This is a genomic window from Pseudarcicella hirudinis (assembly GCF_900115665.1).
In the GTDB taxonomy this organism is placed as follows: Bacteria; Bacteroidota; Bacteroidia; order Cytophagales; family Spirosomataceae; genus Pseudarcicella; species Pseudarcicella hirudinis.
The window spans coordinates 370062-384678 of sequence record NZ_FOXH01000001.1 but is presented as its reverse complement, the minus strand read 5'-3'; the positions used below and the strand labels follow the sequence as shown (position 1 = coordinate 384678).

The window sequence follows — 14617 nt, the reverse complement described above, 5'->3', positions numbered from 1 at the left end:
ATCAATTGTCAAAATGACTCATATTATTACAATAATTGGTTTTATGCTTTTCAGACAGGTTTAATGCATTTGTAAGAATGTTGTTTTTTTGCTTTATTTGAACATGGAAAAACATCAACAATTTAAAAGAGAGTTAGGATTACTTGATTCAACGATGATTGTCATCGGTTCAATGATTGGCTCAGGCATTTTTATCGTCTCGGCAGACGTTACCCGTAATCTGGGATCTCCGGGTTATTTATTACTTGCCTGGGTTATTACAGGCATAATTACTTTGATTTCCGCACTCTCCTATGGAGAATTAGCAGGAATGATGCCCAATGCCGGAGGACAATATGTCTATCTCCGGGAAGCGTATAACCCTTTGGTTGGTTTTCTTTTTGGTTGGACTACCTTTCTGGTCATAGAAACAGGAACCATTGCTGCAGTGGCAGTAGCTTTTGCCAAATATACTGGTGTTCTCTTCCCGAAAATTATTGGTACAGAACATAAATTTCTCATCTTTGATACACAACAGTTACTTGCCATTGCCCTTATATTATTTCTCACATTTGTCAACCTGAAAGGCGTAAGAAACGCAAAACTTGTCCAGTTAATTTTTACAGTAACTAAAATCGGAGCTTTACTGGCTCTTGCCGTAATTGGTATTATCGTGGGTACTAAAGTAGGTATGTGGGAAATTAACTCTTTAGAGTTCTGGACTCCTCAGACTATCATTTTCGAAAAAGGCAAAATTGTCGATATTAAATACCTTTCAGGTTTAGGTTTATGGTCAGCAATGGGACTTGCTTTAATTGGTCCTCTATTCTCATCTTCTGCCTGGAATAACATTACTTATACGGCCGGAGAAGTTAAAGATCCGAAACGTAACATTCCCTTGAGCTTATTATTGGGGACACTTACGGTAAGCGCACTTTATATTCTGGCAAATGTGGCCTATTTAATGCTTTTACCTGCCAAAGGCTCTCCTGCAGGCGCAGATACATTGGCAAGAGGTATTATGTTTGCTTCCAATGATCGTGTGGGAACGGCTGCGGCTGAAATGATTTTTGGAAATCCGGGTGTATTTATCATGGCTATTTTCATTATGATCTCTACTTTCGGATGTAACAACGGAATTATTTTATCAGGAGCGAGAGTGTATTATGCAATGGCAAAAGATGGACTTTTCTTCAAAAAAGCAGGGGATTTAAATAGCAAAGGTGTTCCGGGATTTTCATTGGTTATTCAATGTGTATGGGCATGTTTACTATGTTTATCAGGCACTTACGGAGATTTACTTGATTATACAGTTTTTTCTATTCTTGTTTTTTATATTCTGACGATTGCCGGGGTATTTATTCTGAGAAAAAGACAACCGGATGCTCCCAGACCTTATAAAGCTTTCGGCTATCCGCTAATTCCGGCAATTTATTTGATTTTTGCCGTTGCTCTATGCATCAATCTCCTGATTTTCAAGCCAGTTCCTTCATGGGCGGGCGTAGGCATCGTAGCTTTGGGTATTCCGGTCTTTTATTTCTGGAGAAAGAAAAAAGCTGATTAATCTATTTACCTGGTCAATTTCAATTTAACCATTTTAAACTATGACTAAAAAACATTTTTGTCTGAAACTTATTCCTGCAAGGCCTACTTTTGCACAGGATATGACTGAAGCGGAAAGAGAAATTATGCAAAAACATGTCGTTTACTGGAAGGAACTCATGGATCAGGGACTTGTTATTGTTTTCGGTCCGGTTTCGGATCCTGCCGGAACTTATGGATTGGGAATCGTGGAAGTTGAAAATGAAGAACTCCTTAAAAGCATGACTGAAAATGATCCGGCAAGCAGTATCAATCATTATGAGATTTATCCTATGAGAGCCATAACACCTCAAAAATAGAAAAACGGGGATAGCATCAAGGTGCTATCCCCGTTTCCGTTAAAATAAGACCTATTCCAGAATTAATTCTATAACCGGCACTTCAGTATCCGGCTTTTTAACCGGAAGTCTTAATACCAGGTTCTCCCCTTCTTCTTTAAATTTTACCTCCGAACCATCATTCAGGATTTGAGCGTATTTCACTTTTCCTTTATAACCATCCAGACTTAAAACATCGATCGGCCATTCCAAAACATGTACATAAAGGCGTTTTCTGTCTGCATTATAAGTCAGTAATGAATTATCAGGCTTTTTAAAACCTGCGGGAGCTGCTGTACAGCCATATATCGCACGGCTGTTATATTTCATCCACTCTCCTATTCCCTTCAGGCGTTCATCCGCTCTGACGTCAAACAAACCTCTTGAGGTCGGTCCTACATTTAAAAGTAAATTACCTCCTTTACTAACGGTTTCTATAAGCATACTGATTAACTGCGGAACACTTTTCCAGCTTGTTTCATCTCTGTGATAACCCCATGACCCGGAAAAAGTCTGACAAGTTTCCCAGTTTACTTTTTTCCCTTTTTCTGATACCCATTCTTTAGGCATAAATTGTTCCGGCGATTTAAAATCCCAGCCCCAGTCGGTATCTCCCAGATCCAGACGATCATTCACAATAATTCCCGGTTGTAATTTTCTGATTATTTTAAGAAGATTTTCCGAATCCCAGTCCTCATGTCCTTTTCCATCTTTTCCCGGATATGAAAAATCAAGCCAGAGTTCATCGATTTTACCAAATTGAGTCAATAATTCAGTAACCTGATTTTTAAGGTATTGCTGATATTTTTTAATATCTTTTTTAGAATTTGCCGCTCTGGCCTCCGCATTATCCCGCATCGGATGAATGTGATCTACCGGGAAATCAGGATGATGCCAATCGATCAGAGAATAATAAAATCCGACTTTCAGTCCTTCCGCTCTGAAAGCATCTACCATTTCCTTTAACAGATCACGCTTTATCGGAGTATTTGTCACTTTGTAATCAGTATATTTAGAATCCCAGAGACAAAAACCTTCATGGTGCTTTGTGGTAATTACGAAATATTTCATACCCGCTTCTTTAGCCTTCCTTGCCCATTCTTTCGGGTTATACAAATCAGGTTCAAAATTGTTGAAATATTTCTCATACTCTTCATTTGAGATCTTTTCATGATTTCGTACCCATTCGTGTCTTGCGGGCATAGAATATAGTCCCCAATGAATAAACATTCCAAAATGGTCATTGTGCCACCACTTCATTCTTTCTTCTTTTTGCGCATCTGTTTCATTGGCCCATGCGGGTCTGGTCTGCGCAAACAGAACCTGCGACAACGAAATAAAGAGAAGAATAATTGCAGGTAATTTTCTGATAATTTTCATAACACGCTTTAAATTAAGTTTCAGATAAGATATTTTATAAAAGTTTCCGGTCCTTTTCTCTAAGAGTTTTGAAATTCAAATAATACTCTCAGTCAAAAAAAGTACGAAAGCAGTTAGGTGAAAACCGCCCTGAAAAGCCTTTTTTTTACCATGCCTTATAGGGTTTCTTTTTCTTTCAGCATAAAAACAGGAGTATTGTTGCATTTTCAGCAAAAAACTTTCAAAAGGTCTCAGCAATTTCTATATTAGCCGGAACTTCATCTTAAACAACCTTAAACTTCTTGAAATATGGAAATGGATGAATGGAGTAGTTTTACCAAAAGAGTAACCATAAATGCCGGAATAGAGACTATCCTGAAGGCCTGGTGTACTCAGAAAGGTTTGGAAAGCTGGTTTCTGAGAACTGCGCTTTTCCGGGATTCTGAAAATGAACTCAGAAATCCTGACCAGTTTATTGCTGAAAACGACAATTACGAATGGAAATGGTTTGGCTATCCGGATTATGTGCAGGAAGGCAGAGTTATGAGCAGTAAGGAGGAAAACAGCCTTTCATTTAGTTTTACGGAAAATTGCCTGGTTACTGTAAAAATTATGAAAGAAAACGGGGAAAATCTGGTAGAACTTACACAAAAGAATATTCCCTTCGATATTAATCCCAAAACCAATCTTTATGTTGCATGCGGAGAAGGCTGGACATTTTATCTGGCAAATCTTAAATCCGTTCTGGAAGGAGGAATTGATTTAAGGAACAGGAATGATCTTATTCAAAATGTCATAAATGCCTGAAAAAGCTGAGGTTCTGATTTGAACCTCAGCTTTTAGTTTATTTTTTCAGTAATCCCATTGAATCAAGCCAGTTTTTAGCTCTTTCTATCCATTTGTCAGGGGTTGTTTTGTTATTTAATCCGAAACCATGCCCGCCTTTCGGATAAACGTGTAATTCTGAAGGAACTCCGTTTTTCTGCAAGGCTTCATAAAACGACAGGGAGTTTTTTACAGGAACAGCATTATCATCTCCGGCATGAACCAGAAAAGCAGGAGGCGTTTGAGCCGTTACCTGTTGTTCATTTGAATATAATTTCACAAGCTCTTCCGAAGGGTTTTTACCGATCAACTGCTCCGCTGATCCTTTATGGCCAAAGTCACCGAAACTGATAACCGGGTATATCAGAAGCATAAAATCAGGCCGGACATTACTGGCATCAGCATTGTCACCGACAGGTTTACTGAAATGTGTTCCGGCGGTAGAAGCCAAATGCCCTCCTGCTGAAAAACCCATGATACCAATTCTGTTTGGGTTAATTCCATATTTAGAGGCATCTTTTCTCACAATTCTGAGGGCTTGCTGCGCATCCTGAAGCGGCGCTATCGTTCTGTCAACCTGTGCATTTTCATTGGGGATACGGTATTTCAGTACAAAAGCTGTTATTCCCATTTTATTAAACTCTTTTGCTACATCTGAGCCTTCATGACTTGCAGCCAGAATTCTGTATCCTCCACCCGGACAAATAATAACCGCTGTACCATTTGCTATATCTTTGGGAGCCGGATAAACGGTAATTGCGGGAACAGATACTTCAGAGATTCTTAAAATCCCGTCTTTCCCCATTTCTGACTTTTCAGTGTTCGCAACAGATTTGGAATTAGGGACAGCTCCTGCATAAAGAGGCATTTCATTCTGAGCGTACGAGAAAGTCATCGACATAGAAAGACTTAAAACTGTAATAATTTTCTTAAACATAGTTAACTTTATTAGAGAGTATATTAAAAATCCGGTTCTTTTACCGGACTGACCTTAATTACTTAAAGTCCGTTTCTATTCAAATTTAATCTGTTTTGATTTTAATTCTGTGCTTTTCTGGTTTCTCAGGGTAATCAGAATCACAGCTGATATGATAAATAAAGCCGCGACAAGCATTAAAGGATTTAACTGTTCTCCTCCCAGAAGCCATCCTAGCATTAATGCTACAAGCGGATTTACATAGGTATAAGTAGCAACCTGTGTAGGAGGTGCCACTTTTGATAACCAACTGAATACCGAAAAACCTACAATTGACCCGACAATATAAAGATAAGCAAACCACAGATAAGCATTTACCGGAACATTTGCTAAATCAACATGGTTCCATTCTCCCAAAAGCCCACTGACTACCAACGTAACAATCCCTCCCGGAATCATCTGCGCAGCGGCAATCTGAGAGGTAGGGTAATTGTTAATATTTGCTTTTTTAACGATAAAAACACCCAGATCCCATCCCAAAATGGCAATAAAAAGTAGTAAAACTCCCCAGAAGAACATCCCTTCACCTCCTTTTAAGGCGACGTTTTTCAGGCTCATTAAAATTATTACACCTATTACTCCCAGTGCAGCGCCAATCAGTACATTTCTCCTGGGCTTTTCGCCGTCAAACCAGAAAATAATTACCAGTAAGATTGGACTGATTGCAAAGAAAAGAGAGGAGAATCCGGAAGGTACCCATTTTGCAGCGATAGACAGCAAACCATTTCCAATGGCAAGCATTAATGTCCCGGCTATAGCATTAACCCATAAAAATTTAGAGTCCGGTCTTTTGAAATTCTTAGAAAAAATCGCCCAGAGTAACAAGGTCGTCCCGGCAAGAACATTTCGCATACCTGAAGCAAACATAGACGGCACGTTTTCCACTACAAATCGTATAGCAAGGTAAGTTGATCCCCAAACCAAATATAAAGTTCCAAGTCCTGCCCAAATTCTTAACTGTTGATTTTTACTATTCATAATACGAAATTGGGAATTTTCAGGGAATTTTTTACTGATTTTTCCGGAAGTTTTTAACATAGAGTTCCATATTTACCGTTCTGAATTTTTGAAAACAGTTTTCTTTATTCAGATAAGTACCCCCTGAAAAAGCTGTTTTATCTATGTTTTAGGGCAACTTATGGTATTTCCTTCCGTTTCTTGATTAAATTTTGTAATTTTTGCTATCCATAAGTACTGTTTCCATTATTTAATCGGGCATTTCATCTAACTAAACAACACATGAGAAAAAAAGCATTACTCTTTTATTTTTGTTTACTGTCATTTGCCACGGCTTTCGGCCAAAAACTCCCTGGTATTTCCGAGAAAACTGCTTCTTTTAAGAAATATGAAGGATATTTTACTTTCTGGTGGGATGAGGATGCCGGAAAAATCTGGCTGCAAATCGATAAATTCAATCAGGATTTTCTTTATGTTTCTTCTCTTCCGGCAGGGTTAGGGTCTAATGACATTGGTCTTGACAGAGGTTTGCTCGGCGATGAAAAAGTTGTTTATTTCAATAAAGTGGGCCGGAAAATCTTACTGGTACAACCTAATCAGCATTACAGAGCACTTTCATCAGACCCTAATGAGAAAAAGGCAGTTGATCAGTCTTTTGCCTCTTCAACGCTGGCCGGGTTTACCGCAGAGGCTGAAGAAAACGGTAAATTTCTGGTAGATGCCACAGACTTCTTGCTCCGGGACGTCATGGGTGCAGCTGAAAGAATCAGAGACATGAAGCAAGGCTCTTATTCGCTGGACAAATCCCGTTCTGTGATCTATTTACCAAGAACGAAGAACTTTCCGCTGAATAGTGAACTTGAAGTATCCCTGACTTTTACCGGCGGAGATGATGCCGGAAACTTCGTAAAATCCGTTACTCCTTCTACCGAGGCAATTACTTTGAGAATGCATCATAGTTTTGTTCAGTTGCCTGATAATGATTACAAACCCAGAGTATTTGATCCCCGCTCAAGTTTTAATACTATTTCATATTACGATTATTCGACTCCCGTCTCAGAACCAATTGAAAAATATTACATTACCCGTCACCGATTAAAGAAAAAAGACCCTTCTGCAAAAAGTTCAGAAGCAGTAAAACCAATTATCTATTACCTCGACAACGGAACGCCTGAACCTATACGCTCGGCATTATTGGAAGGGGCAACCTGGTGGAATCAGGCATATGAAGCAGCCGGATACAAAAATGCCTTTCAGGTGAAAATCTTACCGGATGATGCCGATCCGATGGATATACGGTACAATATGATTAACTGGGTACACAGAAGCACCAGAGGCTGGTCATACGGTGCATCTGTAACAGACCCGAGAACCGGTGAAATTATCAAAGGTCAGGTTACTTTAGGTTCGTTGAGAGTTCGTCAGGATTATCTGATCGCACAAGGCTTACTTTCACCTTTTGAAAACGGGCAAAAACCCGATCCGGAGAAAGATCCGATGTTAAAAATGGCATTATTCAGGTTAAAACAATTGGCAGCACATGAGGTTGGGCACACGTTGGGATTAATGCATAATTATACAGCCAGTATCAATAACCGTGCTTCGGTGATGGACTATCCGAGTCCAACGGTAAAACTGAATGCCAAAGGAGAAATTGACATTTCAGACGCTTATGCCTACGGAATTGGGGAATGGGATAAGTTTTCAATCACTTTCGGTTATCAGGATTTTCCTGCAGGCAATGATGAAAAAGCAGGATTGAATAAAATTTTGCAGGATGCCAGAAGCAAAGGACTTCTGTTTCTGACAGATCAGGATGCTCGTCCTGCCGGTGGGGTAAGTCCGGTTGCACACTTATGGGACAACGGTAAAGATCCTGTAGAGGAACTTAAAAACACTTTAGCGGTAAGACAGAAAGCGCTGAGCAATTTTGGAGAAAAAAGCATTCGTGAAGGAGTTCCGATGGCATTCCTTGAAGATGTGCTGGTTCCGATATTCAATTTTCACCGCTATCAGGTTGAGGCAGCTGCTAAAGTGGTAGGCAGCTTGGATTACCGTTATGCGTTGAGAGGAGACGGACAAAGCCCTACCCTTGCCGTAAGTAAAGAGGCCCAGCAAAAAGCCCTGGATGCTGTTTTAGTCTGTTTAAGTTCAGAAACCCTTACTTTACCCGAAAACATCATCAAACTCATTCCTCCACGCCCGGCGGGATATTCTTCTTCAAGAGAATTATTCCGCAAGAGAACCGGATTAGCATTTGACCCTTTGTCAGCCGCAGAATCAGCAGCAGATTTTCCGCTGCAATTTCTTTTTCATCCTGAAAGAGCTTCAAGAATGATAGAATATGAAGCAAGAAACGGAGGTTTGGGGTTGGAAGAAATGATTAACCAGGTCCTTGAAAAAACATGGAAATCAACAAGATCTTCAAACCTTAACCGCAAAGTTCAGTTTATCGTCGAACAAGTTGTTCTGACACATTTAATGGCATTAAGCACAAATGATGCGGCGAACTATCAGGTTAAGGCTGTAGCGGGAAAAACACTTAAAGATTTAAAAGTTTATCTTGAGGAAACCAGAAAAAACACAAAGGACTCAGATTATCAGGCACATATTGATTATGCGCTTGACAGAATGAAGAATCCTTCTGCTGCGAAAGTGGCTGTTCACAAAGAATTACCTCCGGGAGCTCCGATCGGATGTGATGAAGAATAACTGATTGTTACACATTTTATAATGCCAATGGACAGGTTTTTATCCTCTGTGCATTGGCATTTTTTTTATGGAAAAATGAGCATTATCTATCAGTCGATAAGCCTTTTTCCTTTTGTTTCTTTGAGAAATAAAGCTCCGATAATAAACGTAGTTCCTGCCCAGAAAATCGGGTAAAAAATTCCTGAAAAGATAGAGCCTGTTGCCTCACCCAGCCATGTTGCCACAAAAGGTGCGCATCCTCCGAAGACGCCGTTAGCGAAATGATATGGAATGGAAAGAGAAGTATACCTGATTCTGGTTGGGAATAATTCTACCAGAAATGCTGCAATCGGGCCATAAGCCATCGTAGCGAATAGCACTAATGAAAAGCATATCAAAATCAGATAAAAAATCCCCGTGTAGGTCAGTTCAACAGTTCCGTTAATCAATGTTCCTTCAGCAGAAACAATTGTTGCCATTAATCTGAATAAAGGATAATAACAGACTGCGGCTAAAAGCATTCCTGTGAGCATGACTTTCTTTCTTCCGATTTTATCAGAAAGAGTTCCGAATATTACAAAAAATGGGGTGCCAAGTAACAAGGCAAAGGCAATTACAACATTGGTAGTGACAAAATCGACATTCAGAATTTTACCGATAAAGATCTGAGCATAAAATTGTCCGGTATGCCACACTACACCCTGCCCGATAATAGCTCCAAACATAGACAGCGCCATGAGTTTAATATTCTGAGAGCTAGCAAATGCCTCTCTGAGTGGATTTTTGGAAACAGTCCCTTCTGCTTTCAATTTTGCAAACAAAGGTGATTCCTGCATATTTTTCCTGATAAAATAAGAGACAATCACCAAAAATCCTGATAAACCAAATGGAATCCGCCAGCCCCATTCAGAAAAAGCGTTTTTACCTAAAAGAGCCTGACAACTCAGAATGACAATAATTGAAGTAAAGAATCCTAATGTTGCGGTTGTCTGGATATAAGAAGTGTATTTCCCCCGCTCACTGTCGGGTGCATGTTCAGCTACATAGGTGGTTGCTCCGCCATACTCACCCCCGAGTGCAAGTCCCTGGAGAATCCTTAGAACCAGTAAAATAGCCGGAGCCAAAAGCCCGATAGATTTATATCCCGGAATAAATGCAATGGCGAATGTAGAGCCTCCCATTAGTATTAAAGTGACGAGAAAAGTATATTTCCTTCCAACAAGATCTCCAAGTCTGCCAAAAACAATCCCTCCGAAAGGTCTGGCAATAAAGCCAGCTCCGAAAGTAGCAAGTGTAGATAAAAAAGCTGCGGTAGGGTTATCTTTAGGAAAAAATGCTAAAGAAAGTATCGTTGTAAGGCTGCCGAAAATATAGAAATCATACCATTCAATCACTGTTCCTACAGAAGAAGCAGTAATCACTTTCCAAAGCTTACTTTTATCAACCAGGTTATTATCAAAATCTGAAGTATTGACCACGAAACAGGAATTATATGATGTAATGAAAACTTTGAATAAAATTAGAGCAATTTTGTACTAAATCATTTTTTTAATAAATTTTTTCATGAAAAAATCTTATGTATTCTGATATTTCATATTAACTTGACATTGAATCTATTAGAAACCTCATATCCTAACCCTTCTCATTTAAAAGTCTACTTTTTTAGTAGAACGCTACTTTAAACGTTTAAAAAGCCTACTTTTGTTTATAAATTAGTTCAATCTAAAATTCCCGCCGTGAAAAAAATCGTAAATTTCTGTCCAACAGGGACTCAAACGAACAAAGAAAATTCCTTTGCACCCATTTTCGCCAATGAAATTATTGAAGAAGTATTAGCTTGCTATGAAATCGGGATTACAATGGTTCATCTGCACGCCAGAGATGAGCTGGGATTAAACACTTACAAAAGAGATACCTTTCAGGTTATCATTGATGGTATTAAAAAATACCTCCCCGATCTGGTTATTTGTGTTTCATTAAGCGGAAGATATTTCAATGAAATTTCGCTTAGAACAGAGGTGCTGAGTTTAGAACCTGATTTAGGTTCACTTACAATGTCATCTTTAAACTTTGCCCGCCAGGCCTCAATAAATGAACCGGATGTAATTCTGGCACTAATTGATAAAATGAATGAATTCGGTGTTCATCCGGAGATAGAATGTTTTGACTCCGGTATGCTGAATTATACTAATTTCCTTATCAAAAAAGGTATTTTAAAAGACCCCGTTTATATCAATGTAATCTTCGGGAATGTCTTTAATGCCCAAACGGATCTGGCTACAGTCAGTTCTATCCTGCAAAATATACCTGAAAATGCCAAAACCTGCTTTGGGGGTATCGGAAAAGATCAGTTAAAGGCAAATATTCTCGGTTTAGTTGAAGCTGATGGAATAAGAATCGGTTTAGAGGATAATCTCTATTTCAGAAATAAGGAAAAGGCCAGTAACGAGCAATTATTAAAAAGAATACACACAATCATGCAGGAAATGGATTACTCCTGTATGAGCTCTCTTGAATTTAAAAACTTAGGTTATGGAAATAAAAAAGCTTACCATTTTGGGTAAAAGTGATGCAACAATTACGATGATATTTGACAATCTGGAATCACTGAATTTATTTCCTGAAATTGATATTATTAATAACCTGAATCTTGAAATTGAAAAGCCGGTTGCCAATCCGAAATTTAACTTTCAATTGTTCAATTCTCTCCAGGGAAATACGATTTCTGCATTCCAGTTAGGCGTTATTCAGGTTAAAAGTAAGTTGAAAGTTTTTGAAAACTTTGGTATAGATGAAGAGAAATTTTACACATTAATTCATAAATCTGCCTGTATATCTTCTACAAGCGTATTAGGAAATGGTTGTCTGGTAAATTCTCTGGTATCGGTTGCAGCTCATACGGCCATCGGGAATTTTGTTTCAATCAATAGAAATGCCTCTGTTGGCCATCATACAACTATAAATGATTTTGTTACAATCAATCCCGGATCTCAGATTGCGGGGAATGTTACGATCGGCAGAGCTACTCAAATCGGAATGGGGGCCATCGTAATTGATGGTATTTCTATCGGGGAAAACTCAGTAATCGGTGCCGGTTCTCTGGTTACCAAAGATATCCCGGCTAACGTTATGGCATATGGTTCACCAGCCAAAATCATTAAAGAAATTTAAAATTTATGTTACACATTGCCACACCACTTTTCAGATATGAGTACCTGGAACAGATTTATGAATCCATTCCTAAAAATGAAGATATCATCTGGCATATCTCTAAAATTAAAGAACGACCTGCGCTGACATTCGATTTTCTGGCCGATCCAAGAGTCCGGGTTTATGAGTGTGATTGTCTGGATACGGATACTGTTACCAAAAGAAATGTAATTTTTGACCAGATTAAAGATGGTTATTTCTGTTTACTGGACGATGATACTGTTTTTGAACAGGAGATGTATAATGTTTACAAATCATTTTCTGAAAAACAGTTTAAAGGTATGGTCATCGGAGCACAAAAGTTTTCATCCGGAAAAATCAGATTGAAACCCACCTATCCGCATAATGGCACTTTTAAATTGACAATTGATACTGGAATGATACTTTCCAATTTTACTGTACTTAATAAGGTAAGATGGGAGTTCTCGGAAACGATTCCGAATGATGCACATTTCTGGTATAGATGTTATCAATTTTATGGAAAAGAGCTAACTATCTTAATACCTGATACAATATCTTTATATAACAAATTTGCCCCTTTCACGAGAATAAAGAAACAGATATTTGGTCGGCAAATAAGGTTTGAAATTCAAAATATAGTAATATTTCGTATCATCATTCTTATCTCCTCTATCCTAAATTTCTTCAGAAGATTATTTGGGATAAAACGTACATTTAAATTTCCTTAAACACAGATTAAGTTATCCTAATATTTATTGTTCTATTTTCCCAGGGGAAATGGTTATAGATTGGCTCTGCTCCTACAAATTGACAAAATCTGTGATATGCATCAGATTCCTTCAAATTCAGAATCAATAAATTATCTTTTCCCTTAAAATATTCTATAATCTCATTATTATAAGCATTGTAATGCCCAAGTAAAATTTGTTTATTATAGGGATCTTCAGGAGCAGAGCTGTATAAAGCTCTGTTGGCCTCCCACATCCAGCCTTTATAAACATATCTAGCATTTTTGAGGTCATCTTGACCAGGGATATCTCCCCTACCATAGAGTTTACCGTGAAATTTTGTGATTGAGTTATACCATTCTTCCGCTGAATCCCGGATGGATAAGATGAATTTACTCGCTTCAAATCTTTGGTCTAAATACCTGAAGGTACCTGGATATGAAAATGGAAAATCCTGAAAAACCTGAGCACTCTTACAATATTTAAGGATTGGCTCAAAATTACCTTTTCTGTATTGGGGTAACAATAACTCCGCTCTCCTCTGATCTCCTACATGAAATTTCAAATCCTGAAAAGCCTTCATCAGCGAGGTCGTTCCTGTTTTATTTCTTCCTATGCAAAATATTTTAGGATATGTATTATTGTTTTTACTAAAAGAAAAGGAAGTTTTTAAGGCATATAAATTACTGGCAATGAAATGATTCATAAATATTAATATTTAGTCCTGTGTTTAATCATATTGGTAAAATAATTCAGAAATAATTTAAAGATTTTTTCGTCTCCATTTCAGGTATCAATTTATGTATTTCCCTCCGTTTGTTAATGATTGTTAATAAAAATCTATCTACTAAACCATCATGTTTCTGATAAATCTAAACGACATAAAACAACAAAACATATGAAAAACAGCACATTCATTAATCAGACAATCAGAATCGCTGAAATAATTAAATCAGGTTTTTCAGCTTCACTTTTCACCCTGGTTCTGGGAGGTTTTCTTAGCCCGGTTCCTGTAATAGCTCAACACGGAGACCGTGAATTCCGTAACCGTGAAAATGACCAGCGAGACAGAGTTGAGCAACCTCGTCATGAAAACCGGGACAATCATAACAATTATGATAATAAGCAACGATACAATCAACCTCCGAGAACAGAGATGAGAAGATATCCCGGCAATCCTGCTCCTCGTCCGCGTTATGTTGAAAGAAATACGGTAATCATTGATCGTTCAAGACCGAGCTGGCAATATGCTTCTTTACCCAGAAGAAATACTGTCATTCAGGCGGTGCCTTCAACCTCGGTTTCCATTGCATTCGGTGGTATAAATTTCCGTTATAACAACGGTATCTATTATAAACCTTACAGAAATACCTATATCGTTGCTCCTCCTCCATTCGGAATCCGGGTGCGTTATTTACCTGTCGGTTTCAGAGTAGTAAATGTTTATAACAGAACTTATAACTATTACAACGGAGCTTACTACGAACCTGTAGGAAACGAATATGTCGTAGTTCCTCCTCCTGTTGGCGCATTGGTTGAGAGTATCCCTGACGGATACGAAACGCTTCAGATTAATGGAGAAACCTATTATATCGTAGATGGAGTACAATACAGAGCTGTAATCAACAACGGAGAGATCTGGTATGAAGTAATAAAAGTAGGTTAATTGAAATGTACCTTTTGATTCTGAACAGGGTATGGGAAATAAATACCATGCCCTGTTTGTTTTTTGAATTTTCAAACCTATCAGATTAATCCTATCAGAAAAATATCTCTAAATGCTACAATTAATTGATAATTAGCACAATTAAGCAAATATACTCAGTAACAGACTATCTGTCCTACCGACTAAACCAGCACCATTATCACGGAATAATTATAATTTTAAAAAAAAGAATCCTTTTAATTGTAATTTTCGTTAACTTTTAAAAGTTTATCACAATTTTATTTTGATTTAATAAATAATACATTTAACATTGGGTAATATTATTTGATAAAACCAAATAATATAT

The 14617-nt window shown here is 38.0% G+C and carries 13 protein-coding genes; 8 read left to right on the top strand and 5 right to left on the bottom strand.

Annotated features, from left to right (window positions below):
* Window positions 1-103 precede the first annotated feature (103 nt).
* Window positions 104-1543 (top strand): APC family permease, encoded by a 1440-nt coding sequence (locus BM179_RS01350; protein ID WP_092010976.1) that lies wholly within the window; start codon window positions 104-106, stop codon window positions 1541-1543.
* Window positions 1544-1583: 40 nt separating this feature from the next.
* A complete protein-coding gene (locus BM179_RS01345; protein ID WP_092010973.1) occupies window positions 1584-1880 on the top strand; it encodes a YciI family protein in 297 nt (98 codons plus the stop codon).
* A 51-nt stretch (window positions 1881-1931) separates the two neighbouring features.
* Here the strand turns inward: BM179_RS01345 and BM179_RS01340 are convergent, their stop codons facing one another.
* Window positions 1932-3278, bottom strand: a complete 1347-nt coding sequence (locus tag BM179_RS01340; RefSeq protein ID WP_092010970.1) for an alpha-L-fucosidase — start codon at window positions 3276-3278, stop codon at window positions 1932-1934.
* Window positions 3279-3566: 288 nt separating this feature from the next.
* Here BM179_RS01340 and BM179_RS01335 point away from each other — a divergent pair, with 288 nt between their 5' ends.
* Window positions 3567-4064, top strand: a complete 498-nt coding sequence (locus BM179_RS01335) for an SRPBCC family protein (RefSeq protein ID WP_092010967.1) — start codon at window positions 3567-3569, stop codon at window positions 4062-4064.
* A gap of 37 nt (window positions 4065-4101) precedes the next feature.
* Here BM179_RS01335 and BM179_RS01330 read toward each other — a convergent pair whose 3' ends face one another.
* A complete protein-coding gene (locus tag BM179_RS01330; protein WP_092010964.1) occupies window positions 4102-5019 on the bottom strand; it encodes an alpha/beta hydrolase in 918 nt (305 codons plus the stop codon).
* A gap of 75 nt (window positions 5020-5094) precedes the next feature.
* On the bottom strand, window positions 5095-6036 hold the full coding sequence (locus BM179_RS01325; protein ID WP_218159132.1) for an EamA family transporter: 942 nt from the start codon (window positions 6034-6036) through the stop codon (window positions 5095-5097).
* A gap of 261 nt (window positions 6037-6297) precedes the next feature.
* On the opposite strand from BM179_RS01325, the gene BM179_RS01320 reads away from it, so the two are divergent.
* Window positions 6298-8727 (top strand): zinc-dependent metalloprotease, encoded by a 2430-nt coding sequence (locus BM179_RS01320; RefSeq protein WP_092010958.1) that lies wholly within the window; start codon window positions 6298-6300, stop codon window positions 8725-8727.
* Between the two features lie 89 nt (window positions 8728-8816).
* On the opposite strand, the gene BM179_RS01315 is transcribed toward BM179_RS01320, so the two are convergent.
* On the bottom strand, window positions 8817-10184 hold the full coding sequence (locus tag BM179_RS01315; RefSeq protein ID WP_092010955.1) for an MFS transporter: 1368 nt from the start codon (window positions 10182-10184) through the stop codon (window positions 8817-8819).
* Between the two features lie 258 nt (window positions 10185-10442).
* On the opposite strand from BM179_RS01315, the gene BM179_RS01310 reads away from it, so the two are divergent.
* From BM179_RS01310 to BM179_RS01300, 3 genes are read left to right on the top strand one after another with little or no spacing between them, the layout of a single operon-like run.
* Window positions 10443-11270: a beta-keto acid cleavage family enzyme gene (locus BM179_RS01310; protein WP_177219269.1), complete on the top strand. Its 828-nt coding sequence runs from the start codon at window positions 10443-10445 to the stop codon at window positions 11268-11270.
* Window positions 11239-11877 carry an acetyltransferase gene (locus BM179_RS01305; RefSeq protein ID WP_092010950.1) on the top strand — a complete coding sequence of 213 codons (639 nt, stop codon included), beginning with the start codon at window positions 11239-11241 and terminating at the stop codon, window positions 11875-11877. The genes BM179_RS01310 and BM179_RS01305 overlap by 32 nt, the downstream gene beginning before the upstream one ends.
* 5 nt (window positions 11878-11882) lie before the next feature.
* Complete coding sequence (locus BM179_RS01300; RefSeq protein WP_092010947.1) at window positions 11883-12605, top strand: hypothetical protein; 723 nt, start codon at window positions 11883-11885, stop codon at window positions 12603-12605.
* A gap of 7 nt (window positions 12606-12612) precedes the next feature.
* Here BM179_RS01300 and BM179_RS01295 read toward each other — a convergent pair whose 3' ends face one another.
* On the bottom strand, window positions 12613-13311 hold the full coding sequence (locus BM179_RS01295; RefSeq protein WP_092010944.1) for a sulfotransferase: 699 nt from the start codon (window positions 13309-13311) through the stop codon (window positions 12613-12615).
* Between the two features lie 192 nt (window positions 13312-13503).
* Here BM179_RS01295 and BM179_RS01290 point away from each other — a divergent pair, with 192 nt between their 5' ends.
* Window positions 13504-14271 carry a DUF6515 family protein gene (locus BM179_RS01290; RefSeq protein ID WP_092010941.1) on the top strand — a complete coding sequence of 256 codons (768 nt, stop codon included), beginning with the start codon at window positions 13504-13506 and terminating at the stop codon, window positions 14269-14271.
* Window positions 14272-14617 lie beyond the last annotated feature (346 nt).

What these genes read in the sequence shown, in the direction of transcription:
- BM179_RS01350 (WP_092010976.1), top strand. Translation starts at nt 104, where the DNA reads ATGGAAAAACATCAACAATTTAAAAGAGAGTTAGGATTACTTGATTCA.
- BM179_RS01345 (WP_092010973.1), top strand. Translation starts at nt 1,584, where the DNA reads ATGACTAAAAAACATTTTTGTCTGAAACTTATTCCTGCAAGGCCTACT.
- BM179_RS01340 (WP_092010970.1), bottom strand. Translation starts at nt 3,278, where the DNA reads ATGAAAATTATCAGAAAATTACCTGCAATTATTCTTCTCTTTATTTCG.
- BM179_RS01335 (WP_092010967.1), top strand. Translation starts at nt 3,567, where the DNA reads ATGGAAATGGATGAATGGAGTAGTTTTACCAAAAGAGTAACCATAAAT.
- BM179_RS01330 (WP_092010964.1), bottom strand. Translation starts at nt 5,019, where the DNA reads ATGTTTAAGAAAATTATTACAGTTTTAAGTCTTTCTATGTCGATGACT.
- BM179_RS01325 (WP_218159132.1), bottom strand. Translation starts at nt 6,036, where the DNA reads ATGAATAGTAAAAATCAACAGTTAAGAATTTGGGCAGGACTTGGAACT.
- BM179_RS01320 (WP_092010958.1), top strand. Translation starts at nt 6,298, where the DNA reads ATGAGAAAAAAAGCATTACTCTTTTATTTTTGTTTACTGTCATTTGCC.
- BM179_RS01305 (WP_092010950.1), top strand. Translation starts at nt 11,239, where the DNA reads ATGGAAATAAAAAAGCTTACCATTTTGGGTAAAAGTGATGCAACAATT.
- BM179_RS01300 (WP_092010947.1), top strand. Translation starts at nt 11,883, where the DNA reads ATGTTACACATTGCCACACCACTTTTCAGATATGAGTACCTGGAACAG.
- BM179_RS01295 (WP_092010944.1), bottom strand. Translation starts at nt 13,311, where the DNA reads ATGAATCATTTCATTGCCAGTAATTTATATGCCTTAAAAACTTCCTTT.
- BM179_RS01290 (WP_092010941.1), top strand. Translation starts at nt 13,504, where the DNA reads ATGAAAAACAGCACATTCATTAATCAGACAATCAGAATCGCTGAAATA.